This window comes from Burkholderia sp. A9, assembly GCF_000801975.1.
Map to the genome: position 1 here is coordinate 1 of NZ_JSZN01000005.1, position 15513 is coordinate 15513.

Genomic DNA, 15513 nt, shown 5'->3' on the forward strand with positions numbered 1-15513 from the left:
AAACTCTTCAGTTTAAACCTGTTACTGTTTTCGGTTCGGTTAAGAACCGGTCGCTCACTCAAAGCTGACAGGAATATGAATTGCTTCATAAACCTGACTTACTTTAGTGTGAGACTCTTGATACTTTCGCTATCTGATCCGAAGATCAGCTCGCGTCCATCAAGCGCCCACACTTATCGGCTGTTAATTTTTAAAGAGCATTTCTGCGAGGAACTTCGTGTTTCTCAGCAGCGCTGCGTTTTCAGCAGCAGAGAAGCGAGATTATGAACCGTCTTTTTCAACTCGTCAACAACTTTTTTAACTACTTCGTTGCGACGGCTGGGGTTCAACTTCGTGTGCGCCTGGGCCTCTACCACCAACCCCGACAGCACCGCTTCCCTTCCCTCCCGCGCTGCGTTTCCGTTAGCGCGAAAGAGGCGTGATTCTAAGCACCCTGCCCCGTCTCCGCAAGCCCCTTTGTGAAAATATTTTGAAAAAGCCCCCGTGCGCTGCCGCGCACGGGGGCTTTGGGCTCGTTGCATCGGACGATCACCCCGGCGACCGATGCCAGTCGCTCGCCAGGCCCCGCCCGTCGCCGCCGAATCAGCGGTTCTTGAACACCGGCTTCCGCTTCTCGACGAATGCCGCCATCCCCTCCTTCTGGTCCTCCGTCGCAAACAGCGAATGGAACAGTCGACGCTCGAAATGAACGCCTTCGGCCAGCGTCGTCTCGTATGCGCGGTTCACCGACTCCTTGACCATCATGACCGCCGGCAGCGAAAACTCGGCAATCGTCGTCGCAGCGGCAATCGCTTCGTCGAGCAACTTGTCGGCCGGCAGCACGCGCGACACGAGCCCGGCTCGCTCCGCCTCGGCCGCGTCCATGAAGCGCGCGGTCAGGCACATGTCCATGGCCTTCGCCTTCGATACCGCGCGCGGCAGGCGTTGCGTGCCGCCCGCGCCCGGCATGACGCCCAGCTTGATTTCGGGCTGGCCGAACTTGGCCGTATCTGCCGCGAAGATGATGTCGCACATCATCGCGAGTTCGCAGCCACCACCGAGCGCAAAGCCCGACACGGCGGCAATGATCGGCTTGCGGATCTCGCGGATGGTCTCCCAGTTACGCGTGATGTAGTCGCCGCGGTAGACATCCATATAGGAATAGGTCGCCATCATGCCGATGTCGGCCCCGGCCGCGAACGCCTTTTCGCTGCCCGTCACGACGATCGCGCCGATATCGTCGTCCGCGTCGAACGCTTTCAGCGCAGTGCCCAATTCATCCATCAGCGCATCGTTCAGCGCGTTCAGCGCCTTCGGACGGTTCAGCGTGACCAGCCCGACTCGCCCACGGGTCTCCACCAGGATGTTCTCGTAAGACATCTATTTCTCCTCGATCAATGAAATGAGAAACGCCTCGCACATGCGAATAGTTTGATGCTACCATTCTCCGACCAACCGGTCGGTTAATTAATCGATCCAACCCTTCTCAACGTCCATCAGGCCGCCGTCATGACCCATGCACTGTTCACGAAGCACGAAGACACGCTGAAACACGCCCTCGCCGCCATCGAGAGCCGCGGGTACTGGAGCCCGTTCGCGGAAATGCCGAGTCCCAAAGTGTACGGGGAAAGCGCCAACGCCGATGGCGAAGCCGCGTTCAAGGCTCACCTCGACAGCACGTTCGCACTCGACCAGCCGGCATCCGGCGGAACCGTCGGCGCGGAGCAGTCGCCGTACGGGATCGCGCTGGGCATCCGCTATCCGAAATCGACGCCCGACGAGCTGATTGCCGCGGCCGCCGCCGCTCAGCGCGCGTGGCGCGAAGCCGGCCCGAGCGCCTGGATCGGCGTCAGCCTCGAAATCCTCGCGCGCCTGAACCGCGCGAGCTTCGAGATTGCCTACAGCGTGATGCACACCACGGGCCAGGCGTTCATGATGGCGTTCCAGGCCGGCGGCCCGCACGCGCAGGATCGTGCGCTCGAAGCGGTCGCCTATGCATGGGACGAACTGCGCCGCATCCCCGCCGATGCGCACTGGGAAAAGCCGCAGGGCAAGAACCCGCCGCTCGCGATGCACAAGCGCTATACGGTCGTCCCGCGCGGCACCGGCCTCGTGCTCGGCTGCTGCACGTTCCCGACCTGGAACGGCTACCCCGGCCTGTTCGCCGACCTGGCGACCGGCAACACCGTGATCGTCAAACCGCACCCGGGCGCGATCCTGCCGCTCGCGATCACGGTCCGCATCGCGCGCGACGTGCTGCGCGAAGCCGGCTTCGATCCGAACGTCGTCACGCTCCTCGCGACCGAACCGAACGACGGCGCGCTCGTGCAGGACCTCGCGTTGCGCCCTGAAATCAAGCTGATCGACTTCACCGGCAGCACGCAAAACGGCACGTGGCTCGAACGCCATGCCCATCAGGCACAGGTGTATACGGAGAAGGCGGGCGTCAACCAGATCGTAATCGACTCGACCGACGACCTGAAGGCCGCTGCCAAGAACATCGCATTCTCGCTGGCGCTGTACTCCGGCCAGATGTGCACGGCACCGCAGAATATCTACGTGCCGCGCGACGGCATCCGGACGGCGGATGGCCATGCGAGCTTCGACGAAGTCGCCCAGGCGATCGCCGTCTCCGTACAGAAGCTCACCAGCGACCCGGCGCGCTCGGTCGAACTGATCGGCGCGATCCAGAACGACGGCGTGACCGCACGCATCGACGACGCCCGCAAGCTCGGCCGCGTGCTCGCCGACAGCCAGACGCTCCAGCACCCGGCGTTCCCCGACGCACGCGTGCGCACGCCGCTCGTGCTGCAGCTCGACGTGGCCGACCGCGCGAAATTCACGCAGGAGTGGTTCGGCCCGATCTCGTTCGTGATCGCGACCGACTCGACCGCACAGTCGCTCGATCTCGCCGGCGAAATCGCCGCGGAGCATGGCGCGCTGACGCTCTCCGTCTACAGCACCGACGACCAGACCCTCGACGCTGCACACGATGCCGCGGTGCGTGGCGGCGTCGCGCTGTCGATCAACCTGACGGGCGGGGTGTTCGTCAATCAGTCGGCCGCGTTCTCCGACTTCCACGGCACCGGTGCAAACCCGGCAGCCAACGCGGCGCTGGCCGACCCGGCGTTCGTCGCCAACCGGTTCCGCGTGGTGCAAAGCCGAGTCCATGTTGCGCCGAAGGCAGCGCCCGCGGAAGCTGGCCAGACGGCATAACCCGAATGGCCGACGTGCAAACGCCGCCACGTTCTCTACCATGAACGAATCCGCCAACCGGCGGGTTCGTTGCACATCGATACGCCCATGACAGACGCCTACATCTGCGACGCGATTCGCACCCCCATCGGCCGCTACGGCGGCGCCCTGAAAGACGTTCGAGCCGACGATCTCGGTGCGGTGCCGCTCAAGGCGCTGATCGAACGCAACCGCGACGTCGACTGGTCGGCGATCGATGACGTGATCTACGGCTGCGCGAACCAGGCCGGCGAGGACAACCGCAACGTCGCGCGCATGTCCGCGCTGCTGGCGGGCCTGCCGACCGCCGTGCCGGGCACGACGCTGAACCGGCTGTGCGGCTCGGGCATGGACGCGGTCGGCTCGGCCGCACGCGCGATCAAGGCAGGCGAGGCACGTTTGATGATCGCGGGCGGCGTCGAAAGCATGACGCGCGCGCCCTTCGTGATGGGCAAGGCCGCCAGCGCATTCGCCCGTCAGGCCGACATTTTCGACACGACGATCGGCTGGCGCTTCGTCAATCCGCTGATGAAACAGCTGCATGGCGTCGATTCGATGCCGGAGACGGCCGAGAACGTCGCAGTCGACTACAACATCAGCCGTGCCGACCAGGATCTGTTCGCGCTGCGCAGCCAGCAGAAGGCCGCGCGTGCGCAGCAGGACGGCACGCTCGCCGCGGAAATCGTCCCGGTCACGATTGCGCAGAAGAAAGGCGACGCGCTGGTCGTGTCGCGCGACGAGCATCCGCGCGAGACCTCCCTCGAAGCGCTTGCGAAGCTGAAGGGTGTCGTGCGTCCGGACGGCTCGGTGACGGCCGGCAACGCGTCGGGCGTCAACGACGGTGCATGCGCGCTGCTCCTCGCCAACGCGGAAGCCGCCGATCAATATCGGCTGCGCCGCCGCGCACGCGTCATCGGCATGGCGACTGCCGGCGTCGAGCCGCGCGTGATGGGCATCGGCCCGGCGCCGGCCGCGCAGAAGCTGCTGCGCCAGCTCGGCATGTCGATCGACCAGTTCGACGTGATCGAGCTGAACGAAGCGTTCGCGTCGCAGGGCCTTGCGGTGCTGCGCATGCTCGGCGTCGCAGACGACGATCCGCGCGTGAACCCGAACGGCGGTGCGATCGCGCTGGGCCACCCGCTCGGTGCATCGGGCGCCCGGCTCGTGACCACGGCGCTTCACCAACTCGAGCGTACGGGCGGCCGCTTTGCGCTTTGTACGATGTGCATCGGCGTCGGCCAAGGCATCGCACTCGCCATCGAACGCGTGTAGCCGACGCGCCGCGCGCCTATAACGAAGTCATGAAGGAGACACTGCATGTCATATCAGGCGATCCAGCTGGATATCGATCAGGCGGCCCGCGTGGCCACGATCACCCTCAACCGCCCGGACAAGCTCAACAGCTTCACACGCGCGATGCACCGCGAACTGCAGTCGGCACTCGATGAAGTGGAAGCGGCCGGCGCACGGGCGCTGATCCTGACGGGTGCCGGGCGCGGCTTCTGCGCGGGCCAGGACCTGGCCGACCTCGACTTCACGCCGGGCGCGTCCACGGATCTCGGCACACTGATCGACGAGCATTTCAATCCGCTGATCCGCCGCCTCCAACGCATGCCGATTCCGGTAATCGCCGCTGTCAACGGCACGGCGGCCGGCGCCGGCGCGAACCTCGCGCTCGCCTGCGATCTCGTGTTCGCCGCGCGCTCGAGCAGTTTCATCCAGGCGTTCGTGAAGATCGGGCTCGTGCCCGATTCGGGCGGCACATGGTTCCTGCCGCAACGCGTTGGCATGGCGCGCGCGCTGGGGCTCGCCTTGACCGGCGACAAGCTTGGCGCCGAACAGGCCGAACAATGGGGCTTGATCTGGCGCGCGGTCGACGACGACGCGCTCGCCGCGTCGGCACGTCAGCTCGCGAACCAGCTCGCGCAGCAGCCGACGCTCGCGATCGCGTCGATCAAGCAGTCGATGCGCGACAGCGTCACGCACACGCTCGACCAGCAACTCGACCTGGAACGCGACCTGCAGCGCAAGCTTGGCCAGTCACACGACTACGCGGAAGGCGTCAGGGCATTCATCGAGAAGCGCGCGCCGCGTTTCGAGGGGCATTGACATGACGACCGCCACCGACACGCTCGACCCCGATTCGCTCGCCCGCGCCACCGCGCGGGCCATGTACGACGCTGACGCGTGCAGTCGCGCGTTCGGCATGGAAATCGCCGAGGTGCGTGCCGGCTACGCACGGCTGCAGATGCGTGTGAGGCCGGAATTCCTGAACGGGCACCAGACCTGCCACGGCGGCATCATCTTCACGCTCGCCGATTCGACGTTCGCGTTCGCATGCAACTCGTACAACCTGAATGCCGTTGCGGCCGGCTGCTCGATCGAATACCTGCGTCCCGTGTACGGCAACGACTTGCTGACGGCCGAGGCGATCGAGCAGACGCGCAGCGGCCGGCACGGCATCTACGACATCCGCGTCACGAACCAGCGAGGCGAAACGGTCGCGATGTTTCGCGGTAGATCGACCCAGATCAAAGGCACGGTCCTTCCGGAAGGCCGCTGACATCAACGGCTCGCTCATAACAAACACTGGAGACAGGCATGACTACCCCGCTACCGCTCGAGCCGATCGAGACCGCCTCACGCGACGAGCTGACCGCGCTGCAGCTCGAACGCCTGAAGTGGTCGCTCCGGCATGCGTATGAACACTCCCCCGTCTATCGCCGCAAATTCGACGAAGCGGGTGTACACCCCGACGACCTGAAGACGCTCGCCGACCTGTCGCGCTTCCCGTTCACGACCAAGAGCGACCTGCGCGACAGCTACCCGTTCGGGATGTTCGCTGTCCCGCAGGATCAGATCTCGCGCATTCACGCGTCGTCGGGCACGACCGGCAAACCGACCGTCGTCGGCTATACGGCGCGCGACATCGACACGTGGGCGAATCTGGTCGCGCGCTCGATCCGCGCGGCCGGCGCGCGGCGTGGCGACAAGGTACACGTCAGCTACGGCTACGGGTTGTTCACCGGCGGGCTCGGCGCACACTACGGCGCGGAACGCGCGGGGCTGACCGTGATCCCGTTCGGCGGCGGCCAGACCGAGAAGCAGGTGCAGCTGATCCAGGACTTCCGGCCCGACATCATCATGGTCACGCCGAGCTACATGCTGTCGATCGCCGACGAGATCGAGCGCCAGGGCCTCGACCCCGCACAATGCTCGCTGCGTATCGGCATCTTCGGCGCCGAACCCTGGACCAACGACATGCGCGTCGCGATCGAACAGCGGATGGGGATCGACGCAGTCGACATCTATGGGCTGTCCGAAGTGATGGGGCCCGGCGTCGCGTCGGAATGCGTCGAGACCAAGGACGGCCCGACCATCTGGGAAGACTACTTCTACCCGGAGATCATCGACCCCGAGACCGGCGAAGTCCTTCCGGACGGCGAACTCGGCGAGCTGGTCTTCACATCGCTGACGAAGGAGGCGCTGCCGATCATCCGCTACCGGACCCGCGACCTCACGCGCCTGCTGCCCGGTACCGCCCGCACGATGCGCCGGATGGAAAAGATCACCGGCCGATCGGATGACATGATGATCGTGCGGGGCGTCAACGTATTCCCGACGCAGATCGAGGAACAACTGCTGAAGCAGCGCGCGCTCGCCCCGCACTATCAGATCGTGCTGACGAAGGAAGGTCCGCTCGACGTGCTGACGCTCAACGTCGAGCCGTGTCCCGAAACGGCCCCCGACACGGCGGCGATCCGCGCGGCCAGCCAGGCGCTCGCACACGACATCAAGTCGCTGATCGGCGTGACCGCCGTGATCAACGTGCTGCCCGTGAACGGGATCGAACGCTCGGTCGGCAAGGCACGCCGCGTCGTGGACAAACGCAAGGGCTGATACCCGCCGCTGCACGACGGCCGCGCGGAACAGCCATGCGGCGCGCGCCCCCCCCAAAAAAACAGCCCAACCGGCGAACACCGATCGGGCTGTTTCGTTTTGACGCGCCGGCTGCACGCGTGCGCCGGCACCTCGACCCTTTACGAATTCGGGAACAGCAGCCACATCCGGCCGATCTGCTTCATCCGCCCGGCCTGGTCGCCGGCGTCGTCGCCGAGTCCCCAGAAGTAGTCGGCCCGCACGCCGCCCCTGATCGCGGAACCCGTATCCTGCGCGAACACGAGCCGGTTCATCGGCGTATTCGTCAGCGGACGCGTAGTCTGCAGGAACACGGGCGTGCCGAGCGGAATCGACGACGGATCGACCGCGATCGAACGCTCCGGCGTGAGCGGCACGCCGAGCGCGCCGATCGGGCCGTCCGCGCCGCCGTGCGGTGCATCTTCCTTCGTCGGCATGTCGCGGAAGAACACGAAGCGCGGATTCGTGTCGAGCAACGCGTCGACGCGGTTCGGGTTCGCCTTCGCCCACGCCTTGATGCCCTGCATCGTCGCCTGGGCGGGCGTCAGCTCGCCGCGATCGAGCAGCCACTTGCCGATCGACCGGTACGGCTGGTTGTTGGTGCCGCCGAACCCGACCCGCATCACCGAACCGTCGTCGAGCAGCACGCGGCCCGAACCCTGCACCTGCAGGAAGAACGCCTCGATCGGATCGTCGACCCACACGAGTTCGTTGCCGTTCAGGATGCCGGCGCGCTCGAGCTGCGAGCGAGCGGGCAGCGCGGCACCCGTGCGATAGCCGGCCGGCCAGCGGTACAGCGCGTACTGGTAAGGACCGCGACGCACGCGGGAGCCGTGCAGCAGCGGCTCGTAATAACCGGTCACGAGCCCGTCGAGCGTGCCGTCGGTGTTCGCCAGCTGAAACGGCGTGAAATACGCTTCGAAGAACGCGCGCGCGCTGCTGACGTCGAGCTCGTCGAGGCGGTCGGCGGCCGCGCAGGCACGCTGCCACGCCGGCTGACGCGCGAGCCGCACGCAGTTCTGCCGCAGCGCGGCCGTCGCGCCGATCAGCGCATCGTCCTGCCAGCCCGGCACCTGCTGCCACGCGACCGGCGTGAGCCGCTTCGCGGCGACCTGCCCCGGCACGATCGCCGCGCCGGTCGGCGGCTTGAGCGTCGACGTCCGCGTCGGCGCGCCGCCGCACGCGGCAAGCAGCGCCGCCGCCGCGGCCGCCGCGCCCCAGCCGGCCACCCGGGGCCCAAACCACATACAATGTCCGTTCTTGATGGAAACCGCCATGTCAGATTTTCTCGACCAATATCCGATGCTCATCTTCGCGCTCGAAGCTTTCGTAGCGCTTGCCCTGCTGATCTTCATCGTCGCGTGGACGTCGTCGGGCAGGAAGAAGCACGCCCGCAACAACGACCGCCAGCCGCGCTGACCCGCTCCGCACGCTCAATGCAGCGTGCGCGGCATGTGCAACGCAAACTCGTCGACCGGCGCGTCGAACCGCTCGCCGTCCTCCGCCACGCAGAAGTACGCGCCACGCATCGTGCCGACCGGCGTCGCGATCACGGCCCAGCTCGTGTATTCGAACTGTTCGCCCGGCTGCAGTAGCGGCTGGTGCCCGACGACGCCGAGCCCCTTCACTTCCTGCACGTGGTTGTCGCTGTCCGTGATGATCCAGTGACGCGCGATCAGCTGCGCCGCGACCTGCCCGGTATTGCGGATCGTCAGCGTGTACGCGAATGCGTATTGACGTTGATCGGGGTCGGATTGTTCCGGCAAGTAGCTGGTTTTCACCGAAACGGTGAACTGATACTGACTCATGGTGTTTCCGCTGTAGGTAACCGCCCGCGCCGACTCGAGCGGCCAGGCCGCGGGCGCGCCGCATTGGTTCGGCATTCTATGCGGAATCGGGCCGCAACCGCACGGCTCGTCGCCGCGCACCGGTCGCCGGACGGTAGAATGGCGGTTTTGCGCCGCAGCGTCCCCGCTCCCCTGTCATGACTCAATTCCGCATCGCTCCCAGCATCCTGTCGGCCGACTTTGCACGGCTCGGCGAAGAAGTCCGCAATGTAGTCGCCGCCGGCGCCGACTGGATTCACTTCGACGTGATGGACAACCATTATGTGCCGAACCTGACGATCGGCCCGCTCGTCTGCGAGGCGATCCGCCCGCACGTGCAGGTGCCGATCGACGTGCACCTGATGGTGCGCCCGGTCGACCGGATCGTGCCCGATTTCGCGAAAGCCGGCGCGAACCTGATCAGTTTCCACCCGGAAGGCTCGGACCACATCGATCGTACGCTGTCGCTGATTCGCGATCACGGCTGCAAGGCCGGCCTCGTGTTCAATCCGGCCACGCCGCTGAACTATCTCGATCACGTGATGGACCGCCTCGACTTCGTGCTGCTGATGTCGGTGAACCCTGGCTTCGGCGGCCAGTCGTTCATTCCGGAAACGCTGAACAAGCTGCGCGAAGCGCGCGCCCGCATCGACGCGTACACCGAGCGCACCGGCCGCGAGATTCTGCTCGAGGTGGATGGTGGCGTGAAAACCGACAATATCGCGGAAATCGCAGCGGCCGGCGCGGACACCTTCGTCGCGGGTTCGGCGATCTTCGGCAAACCCGACTACCGCAAGGTGATCGACGAAATGCGCGCCGCGCTCGCCACTGTCGAGCGGAGCTGACGCCGTGGCCGACTCCTCGCTTGCCGGTCACGCACCGGCTACAGCCGACGGCCCGATCCGTTTTGCGACGCCGCGCATCGACGCGGCGCTGATCGATCTCGACGGCACGATGGTCGACACGGCCGACGATTTCACGGCCGGGCTGAACGGGATGCTCGCGCAGCTCGGCGCGCCGGCCACATCGCGCGACGAGGTGATCGGCTACGTCGGCAAGGGCTCCGAGCATCTGATCCAGAGCGTGCTGAAGCCGCGCTTCACGCCCGACGAAGCGCACGCGCGCTTCGACGACGCGCTCGCGATCTACCAGTCCGAATACGCGAAGATCAACGGCCACCATACGCGCCTCTATCCCGAGGTCGCAGCCGGTCTCGACGCGTTGCGCTCGGCCGGCATCCGGCTCGCATGCGTGACGAACAAGCCGCACCGCTTCGCGGTCGAGCTGCTCGAGCAATACGGGCTGATCGATCGCTTCGGCATCGTGCTCGGCGGCGACAGCGTCGCGCGCAAGAAACCCGATCCGCTGCCGATGCTGACGGCCTGCGATGCGCTCGGCGTCGCGCCGGACGCGGCGGTCGCGATCGGCGACTCGGAAAACGACGCGCTGGCGGGCCGCGCGGCAGGGATGGCGACGCTGACGGTGCCGTACGGCTACAACCACGGCAAAGCTATACAAACGATAAATTCGGATGGTATAGTCGATTCGTTGCTGGTCGCAGCCCGCGCGATCACCGCGCACAACGCCGGCCGGCCAACCATCTGATTATTTCTTCCATCCGCATGTTTCTGAATAAAAAACGGAGTCTGAGCAGCATCGACCGGGGAGCCTGGCCCTGGCGTCGCTGGTCGCGCTAACCTCTTCGATGAGGTACGCTGAGGCTCGTCTTCAGCGCCGTTTTTTATCTCGCTGCGCATCCGCGCGCCGATCGTCGCACCACCTCGAGTTCTACCGCGCCCGAACGCTTGCGTTCAGGATCGGCCGCAGGCTCGCGACGTTCACGCCCGGTATGCCGGCCGGCAACAGGCACTTCTCGATCGACCGCCCTTTCGCCGACGGCAGCCCGCGCAGCGTCAAGTGATCCCTGGCGCACGCCGCCGCTCGTCCCGAACAGGACCGGAACATGACCGAACTCGAATTCCAATCGCTTGCGAACGAAGGCTACAACCGCATCCCGCTGATCGCGGAAGCGCTCGCCGACCTCGAAACGCCGCTGTCCCTCTACCTGAAGCTGGCCCAGCCTGAACGCGCGGGCGCCAACTCGTTCCTGCTCGAATCGGTGGTCGGCGGCGAACGCTTCGGCCGCTATTCGTTCATCGGCCTGCCCGCCCGCACGCTGGTGCGCACCCGCAACGGCGTGTCCGAAGTGGTGCGCGACGGTCAGGTGGTCGAGACGCACGACGGCGACCCGTTCCAATTCATCGAGTCGTTCCAGGCGCGCTTCAAGGTCGCGCAGCGCCCGGGCCTGCCGCGCTTCTGCGGCGGCCTCGCCGGTTATTTCGGCTACGACGCGGTGCGCTACATCGAGAAGAAGCTCGCGAACACGGCACCGCGCGACGATCTCGGCCTGCCCGACATCCAGTTGCTGCTCACCGAGGAAGTCGCGGTGATCGACAACCTCGCCGGCAAGCTCTACCTGATCATCTACGCGGACCCGGCCCAGCCCGAGGCCTACACGAAGGCGAAGCAGCGCCTGCGCGAACTGAAGCAGCGCCTGCGCACGACCGTGCAGCCGCCCGTGACGTCGTCGAGCGTGCGCACCGAGACGTTCCGCGAGTTCAAGAAGGACGACTACCTCGCCGCCGTGCGCCAGGCGAAGGAGTACATCGCGGCCGGCGAACTGATGCAGATCCAGGTCGGCCAGCGGCTGACGAAGCCGTACCGCGACAATCCGCTGTCGCTGTATCGCGCGCTGCGTTCGCTGAATCCGTCGCCGTACATGTATTACTACAACTTCGGCGATTTCCATGTGGTCGGCGCGTCGCCGGAAATCCTGGTGCGCCAGGAAAAGCGCGGTGAAGACCAGATCGTCACGATCCGCCCGCTCGCCGGCACGCGCCCGCGCGGCAACACGCCCGAGCGCGACGCCGAACTCGCGACCGAACTGCTGAACGATCCGAAGGAAATCGCCGAGCACGTGATGCTGATCGACCTCGCGCGCAACGACGTCGGCCGCATCGCGGAAATCGGCTCGGTGCAGGTGACCGACAAGATGGTGATCGAGAAGTACTCGCACGTGCAGCACATCGTCAGCTCGGTCGAAGGCAAGCTGAAGCCCGGCATGACGAACTACGACGTGCTGCGCGCGACGTTCCCGGCCGGCACGCTGTCCGGCGCGCCGAAGGTGCGCGCGATGGAACTGATCGACGAACTCGAGCCGATCAAGCGCGGGCTGTACGGCGGCGCCGTCGGCTACCTGTCGTTCTCGGGCGAGATGGATCTCGCGATCGCGATCCGCACGGGCCTGATCCACAACGGCAACCTGTATGTGCAAGCGGCGGCCGGCGTCGTCGCCGACTCGGTGCCCGAATCCGAATGGCAAGAGACCGAGAACAAGGCGCGCGCGGTGCTGCGTGCAGCCGAACAGGTCCAGGACGGCCTCGATAGCGACTTCTGACCGGAGACTGACCATGCTGCTCATGATCGACAACTACGACTCGTTCACCTACAACCTGGTCCAGTACTTCGGCGAACTGGGCGAGGACGTGCGCACGTACCGCAACGACGAAATCACGCTCGACGACATCGCGCGCCTGAATCCCGACACCATCTGCCTGTCGCCGGGCCCGAGCAACCCGCAGCATGCGGGCATCACGCTCGACGTGCTGCGCGAATTCGCGGGCAAGAAGCCGATCCTCGGCGTCTGCCTCGGCCACCAGGCGATCGGCGAAGCGTTCGGCGGCCGCGTCGTGCGCGCGAAAACCATCATGCACGGCAAGGTGAGCCGGATCGAAACGGATTGCCGCGGCGTCTTCGCCGACCTGCCGAAGCATTTTGACGTCACGCGCTACCACTCGCTCGCGATCGAACGCGAATCGCTGCCCGACTGCCTCGAGGTGTCCGCCTGGACCGACGACGGCGAGATCATGGGCGTGCGTCACAAGACGCTGCCGATCGAGGGCGTGCAGTTCCACCCGGAATCGATTCTGTCCGAGCACGGCCACGCGCTGCTCGAGAATTTCCTGAAGCAGCATCGCGCAGCGGCCCGTGCGGCCGCGCCGGCTGCCTGACGGGAGACGCACGATGACGATTACCCCGCAGGAAGCGCTGCAGCGCACGATCGAGCACCGCGAAATCTTCCACGACGAGATGCTGCACCTGATGCGGCTCATCATGCGCGGCGACATGTCGCCCGTGATGGCGGCCGCGATCATCACCGGGCTGCGCGTGAAGAAGGAGACGATCGGCGAGATCGCCGCCGCCGCGACCGTGATGCGCGAATTCGCGAACCACGTCGAGGTGCAGGACAACTCGAACTTCGTCGACATCGTCGGCACGGGCGGCGACGGCGCGCACACGTTCAACATCTCGACCGCGTCGATGTTCATCACGGCGGCGGCCGGCGCGAAGGTCGCGAAGCACGGCAACCGCGGCGTATCGAGCAAGTCCGGCAGCGCCGACGTGCTCGAGGCGCTCGGCGTGAACATCGACCTGCAGCCCGACCAGGTTGCGGCGTCGATCGCCGAAACCGGCATGGGCTTCATGTTCGCGCCGAACCATCATCCGGCGATGAAGAACATCGCGGCCGTGCGCCGCGAGCTTGGCGTACGGACGATCTTCAACATCCTCGGCCCGCTGACCAATCCGGCCGGTGCGCCGAACCAGCTGATGGGCGTGTTCCACCCCGACCTCGTCGGCATCCAGGTGCGCGTGATGCAGCGTCTCGGCGCGCAGCACGTGCTGGTGGTGTACGGCAAGGACGGGATGGATGAAGTGTCGCTCGGCGCCGCTACGCTTGTCGGCGAATTGCGCGACGGCAAGGTGCACGAATACGAGATCCATCCGGAGGACTTCGGCCTGCAGATGGTGTCGAACCGCACGCTGAAGGTGGAAAATGCCGAGGAATCGCGCACGATGCTGCTCGGCGCGCTGGACAACCAGCCGGGCGTCGCACGCGAGATCGTCACGCTGAACGCGGGCACCGCGCTCTATGCGGCCAATATCGCCGAATCGATCGCGGACGGCATCCAGCTCGCCCGCGAAGCGATCGCGAGCGGCAAGGCACGCGCGAAAGTCGACGAACTCGTGCGCTTCACGCAGCAGTTCAAGCGCTGACTCCCCTTACGAATCAAGCAGGAACCCACATGAGCGACATTCTCGACCGAATCATCGCCGTCAAGCGCGAAGAAATCGCGGCGGCCATGCTCAGCACGCCGCTCGAGGCACTGAAACTGGAAGCGTCCGCGCGTGACCTGCGCGACTTCGTCGGCGCGCTGCGCGCGAAGCAAGCGGCCGGCAACGCGGCGGTGATCGCCGAAGTGAAGAAGGCCAGCCCGTCGAAGGGCGTGCTGCGCGAGCATTTCGTGCCGGCCGACATCGCGCGCTCGTATGCAGCCCACGGTGCCGCGTGCCTGTCGGTGCTGACCGACGAGCAGTTCTTCCAGGGCAGCGTCCGCTATCTCGAGGAAGCACGCGCGGCCTGCACGCTGCCGGTGCTGCGCAAGGACTTCATCGTCGATGCGTACCAGATCCTCGAAGCGCGCGCGATGGGCGCCGACGCGATCCTGCTGATCGCGGCCGCGCTCGACACGCCGCTGATGCAGGACCTCGAGGCGTATGCGCACTCGCTCGGCCTCGCGGTGCTGGTCGAAGTGCACGACCGCAACGAGATGGAACAGGCACTGACGCTGAAGACGCCGCTGCTCGGCATCAACAACCGCAACCTGCGCACGTTCGAGACGACGATCCAGACCACGCTCGACATGCTCGACATGATTCCGCCGGACCGCATGGTCGTGACCGAGTCGGGTATCCTGTCGCGCATCGACGTCGACACGATGCGCGCGGCGAACGTGAACGCGTTCCTCGTCGGCGAGGCGTTCATGCGCGCCGACCAGCCGGGCGAGGAACTCGCGCGGATGTTCTTCTGATGGCGATCGAAAAGGAAATCAAGCTCGCGCTGCCGGCCGGCCAGGCCGATGCCGCGCGGCGCTTTTTCGCGACGCTGACCGGCGAAGCCGGCGACGTCATCACGCTCGCGAACGTCTACTACGACACGCCCGATCTCGCGCTGGCCCGCTCGAAGAGCGCGGTGCGCGTGCGACGCACGCCGCACGGCTGGCTGCAGACCTTCAAGACGGTCGGCAGCGCGGAAGCCGGCCTGCATCGCCGCCATGAATGGGAACTGCCCGTCACCGGCGATGCGCTCGAAATCGATGCACTCGTCGCCGCGTGCGACGTGCCGGACGCGGCCGTCGCACTGCGCGACGCGGCGCCCGCGCTGCACGCGCTGTTCCGGACGGATTTTTCGCGTACGCTGTGGCGCATCGCAATCGGCGGCGCAACCGTCGAGGCCGCGGTGGACGTCGGCGAGATCATCGTCCAGGCGGAAAACGACACGCGCCGCGAACCGATCAGCGAAATCGAACTCGAACTGATCGACGGCCCGGAAGCGGCGCTCGCGACGCTCGCCACCGAACTGCAGCAAGCGCTGCCGGGCCTCGCCCCCGAAAACATCAGCAAGGCGCAGCGCGGCTACCGGCTGCGCGCGCAATAA

The 15513-nt window shown here is 66.0% G+C and carries 16 protein-coding genes; 13 read left to right on the top strand and 3 right to left on the bottom strand.

Features of this window, described 5'->3' with window-relative positions:
* Positions 1-582 precede the first annotated feature (582 nt).
* A complete protein-coding gene (locus PI86_RS03490; RefSeq protein WP_039318774.1) occupies positions 583-1359 on the bottom strand; it encodes an enoyl-CoA hydratase in 777 nt (258 codons plus the stop codon).
* A 129-nt stretch (positions 1360-1488) separates the two neighbouring features.
* Here PI86_RS03490 and paaN point away from each other — a divergent pair, with 129 nt between their 5' ends.
* The 5 genes from paaN to paaK all read left to right on the top strand — a co-directional run bounded on the left by paaN (position 1489) and on the right by paaK (position 7113).
* Positions 1489-3195 carry a phenylacetic acid degradation protein PaaN gene (gene paaN / locus PI86_RS03495; protein WP_039318776.1) on the top strand — a complete coding sequence of 569 codons (1707 nt, stop codon included), beginning with the start codon at positions 1489-1491 and terminating at the stop codon, positions 3193-3195.
* An 87-nt stretch (positions 3196-3282) separates the two neighbouring features.
* Complete coding sequence (gene pcaF, locus PI86_RS03500; protein ID WP_039318778.1) at positions 3283-4485, top strand: 3-oxoadipyl-CoA thiolase; 1203 nt, start codon at positions 3283-3285, stop codon at positions 4483-4485.
* A gap of 45 nt (positions 4486-4530) precedes the next feature.
* On the top strand, positions 4531-5322 hold the full coding sequence (gene paaG / locus PI86_RS03505; protein WP_039318779.1) for a 2-(1,2-epoxy-1,2-dihydrophenyl)acetyl-CoA isomerase PaaG: 792 nt from the start codon (positions 4531-4533) through the stop codon (positions 5320-5322).
* 1 nt (position 5323) lies between these two features.
* The gene (gene paaI, locus PI86_RS03510) at positions 5324-5776 is read left to right on the top strand and encodes a hydroxyphenylacetyl-CoA thioesterase PaaI (RefSeq protein ID WP_039318781.1); all 453 of its coding nucleotides are present in this window, start codon (positions 5324-5326) and stop codon (positions 5774-5776) included.
* 38 nt (positions 5777-5814) lie between these two features.
* On the top strand, positions 5815-7113 hold the full coding sequence (paaK, locus tag PI86_RS03515) for a phenylacetate--CoA ligase PaaK (protein ID WP_039318783.1): 1299 nt from the start codon (positions 5815-5817) through the stop codon (positions 7111-7113).
* Positions 7114-7253: 140 nt separating this feature from the next.
* Here the strand turns inward: paaK and mltA are convergent, their stop codons facing one another.
* Positions 7254-8378 (bottom strand): murein transglycosylase A, encoded by a 1125-nt coding sequence (mltA, locus tag PI86_RS03520; RefSeq protein WP_235362678.1) that lies wholly within the window; start codon positions 8376-8378, stop codon positions 7254-7256.
* 28 nt (positions 8379-8406) lie between these two features.
* On the opposite strand from mltA, the gene PI86_RS17610 reads away from it, so the two are divergent.
* A complete protein-coding gene (locus tag PI86_RS17610; protein ID WP_235362679.1) occupies positions 8407-8550 on the top strand; it encodes a hypothetical protein in 144 nt (47 codons plus the stop codon).
* A gap of 14 nt (positions 8551-8564) precedes the next feature.
* Here the strand turns inward: PI86_RS17610 and apaG are convergent, their stop codons facing one another.
* Entirely contained in the window at positions 8565-8939 is a 375-nt protein-coding gene (gene apaG, locus PI86_RS03525) for a Co2+/Mg2+ efflux protein ApaG (protein WP_039318825.1), read from the bottom strand.
* A 176-nt stretch (positions 8940-9115) separates the two neighbouring features.
* On the opposite strand from apaG, the gene rpe reads away from it, so the two are divergent.
* From rpe to PI86_RS03560, 7 genes are all read left to right on the top strand, one after another.
* Complete coding sequence (gene rpe, locus PI86_RS03530; RefSeq protein ID WP_011883156.1) at positions 9116-9802, top strand: ribulose-phosphate 3-epimerase; 687 nt, start codon at positions 9116-9118, stop codon at positions 9800-9802.
* Positions 9803-9806: 4 nt separating this feature from the next.
* Positions 9807-10562 (top strand): phosphoglycolate phosphatase, encoded by a 756-nt coding sequence (locus tag PI86_RS03535; protein WP_039318788.1) that lies wholly within the window; start codon positions 9807-9809, stop codon positions 10560-10562.
* Between the two features lie 358 nt (positions 10563-10920).
* Positions 10921-12414: an anthranilate synthase component I gene (gene trpE / locus PI86_RS03540; RefSeq protein WP_039318790.1), complete on the top strand. Its 1494-nt coding sequence runs from the start codon at positions 10921-10923 to the stop codon at positions 12412-12414.
* Between the two features lie 13 nt (positions 12415-12427).
* Positions 12428-13027, top strand: coding sequence for an aminodeoxychorismate/anthranilate synthase component II (locus PI86_RS03545; protein ID WP_039318791.1), 600 nt, complete (start codon positions 12428-12430; stop codon positions 13025-13027).
* Positions 13028-13040: 13 nt separating this feature from the next.
* Positions 13041-14072: an anthranilate phosphoribosyltransferase gene (gene trpD / locus PI86_RS03550; RefSeq protein WP_039318793.1), complete on the top strand. Its 1032-nt coding sequence runs from the start codon at positions 13041-13043 to the stop codon at positions 14070-14072.
* 29 nt (positions 14073-14101) lie between these two features.
* Positions 14102-14887: an indole-3-glycerol phosphate synthase TrpC gene (trpC, locus tag PI86_RS03555; RefSeq protein ID WP_039318795.1), complete on the top strand. Its 786-nt coding sequence runs from the start codon at positions 14102-14104 to the stop codon at positions 14885-14887.
* Positions 14887-15513, top strand: a complete 627-nt coding sequence (locus PI86_RS03560) for a CYTH domain-containing protein (RefSeq protein WP_039318797.1) — start codon at positions 14887-14889, stop codon at positions 15511-15513. The genes trpC and PI86_RS03560 overlap by 1 nt, the downstream gene beginning before the upstream one ends.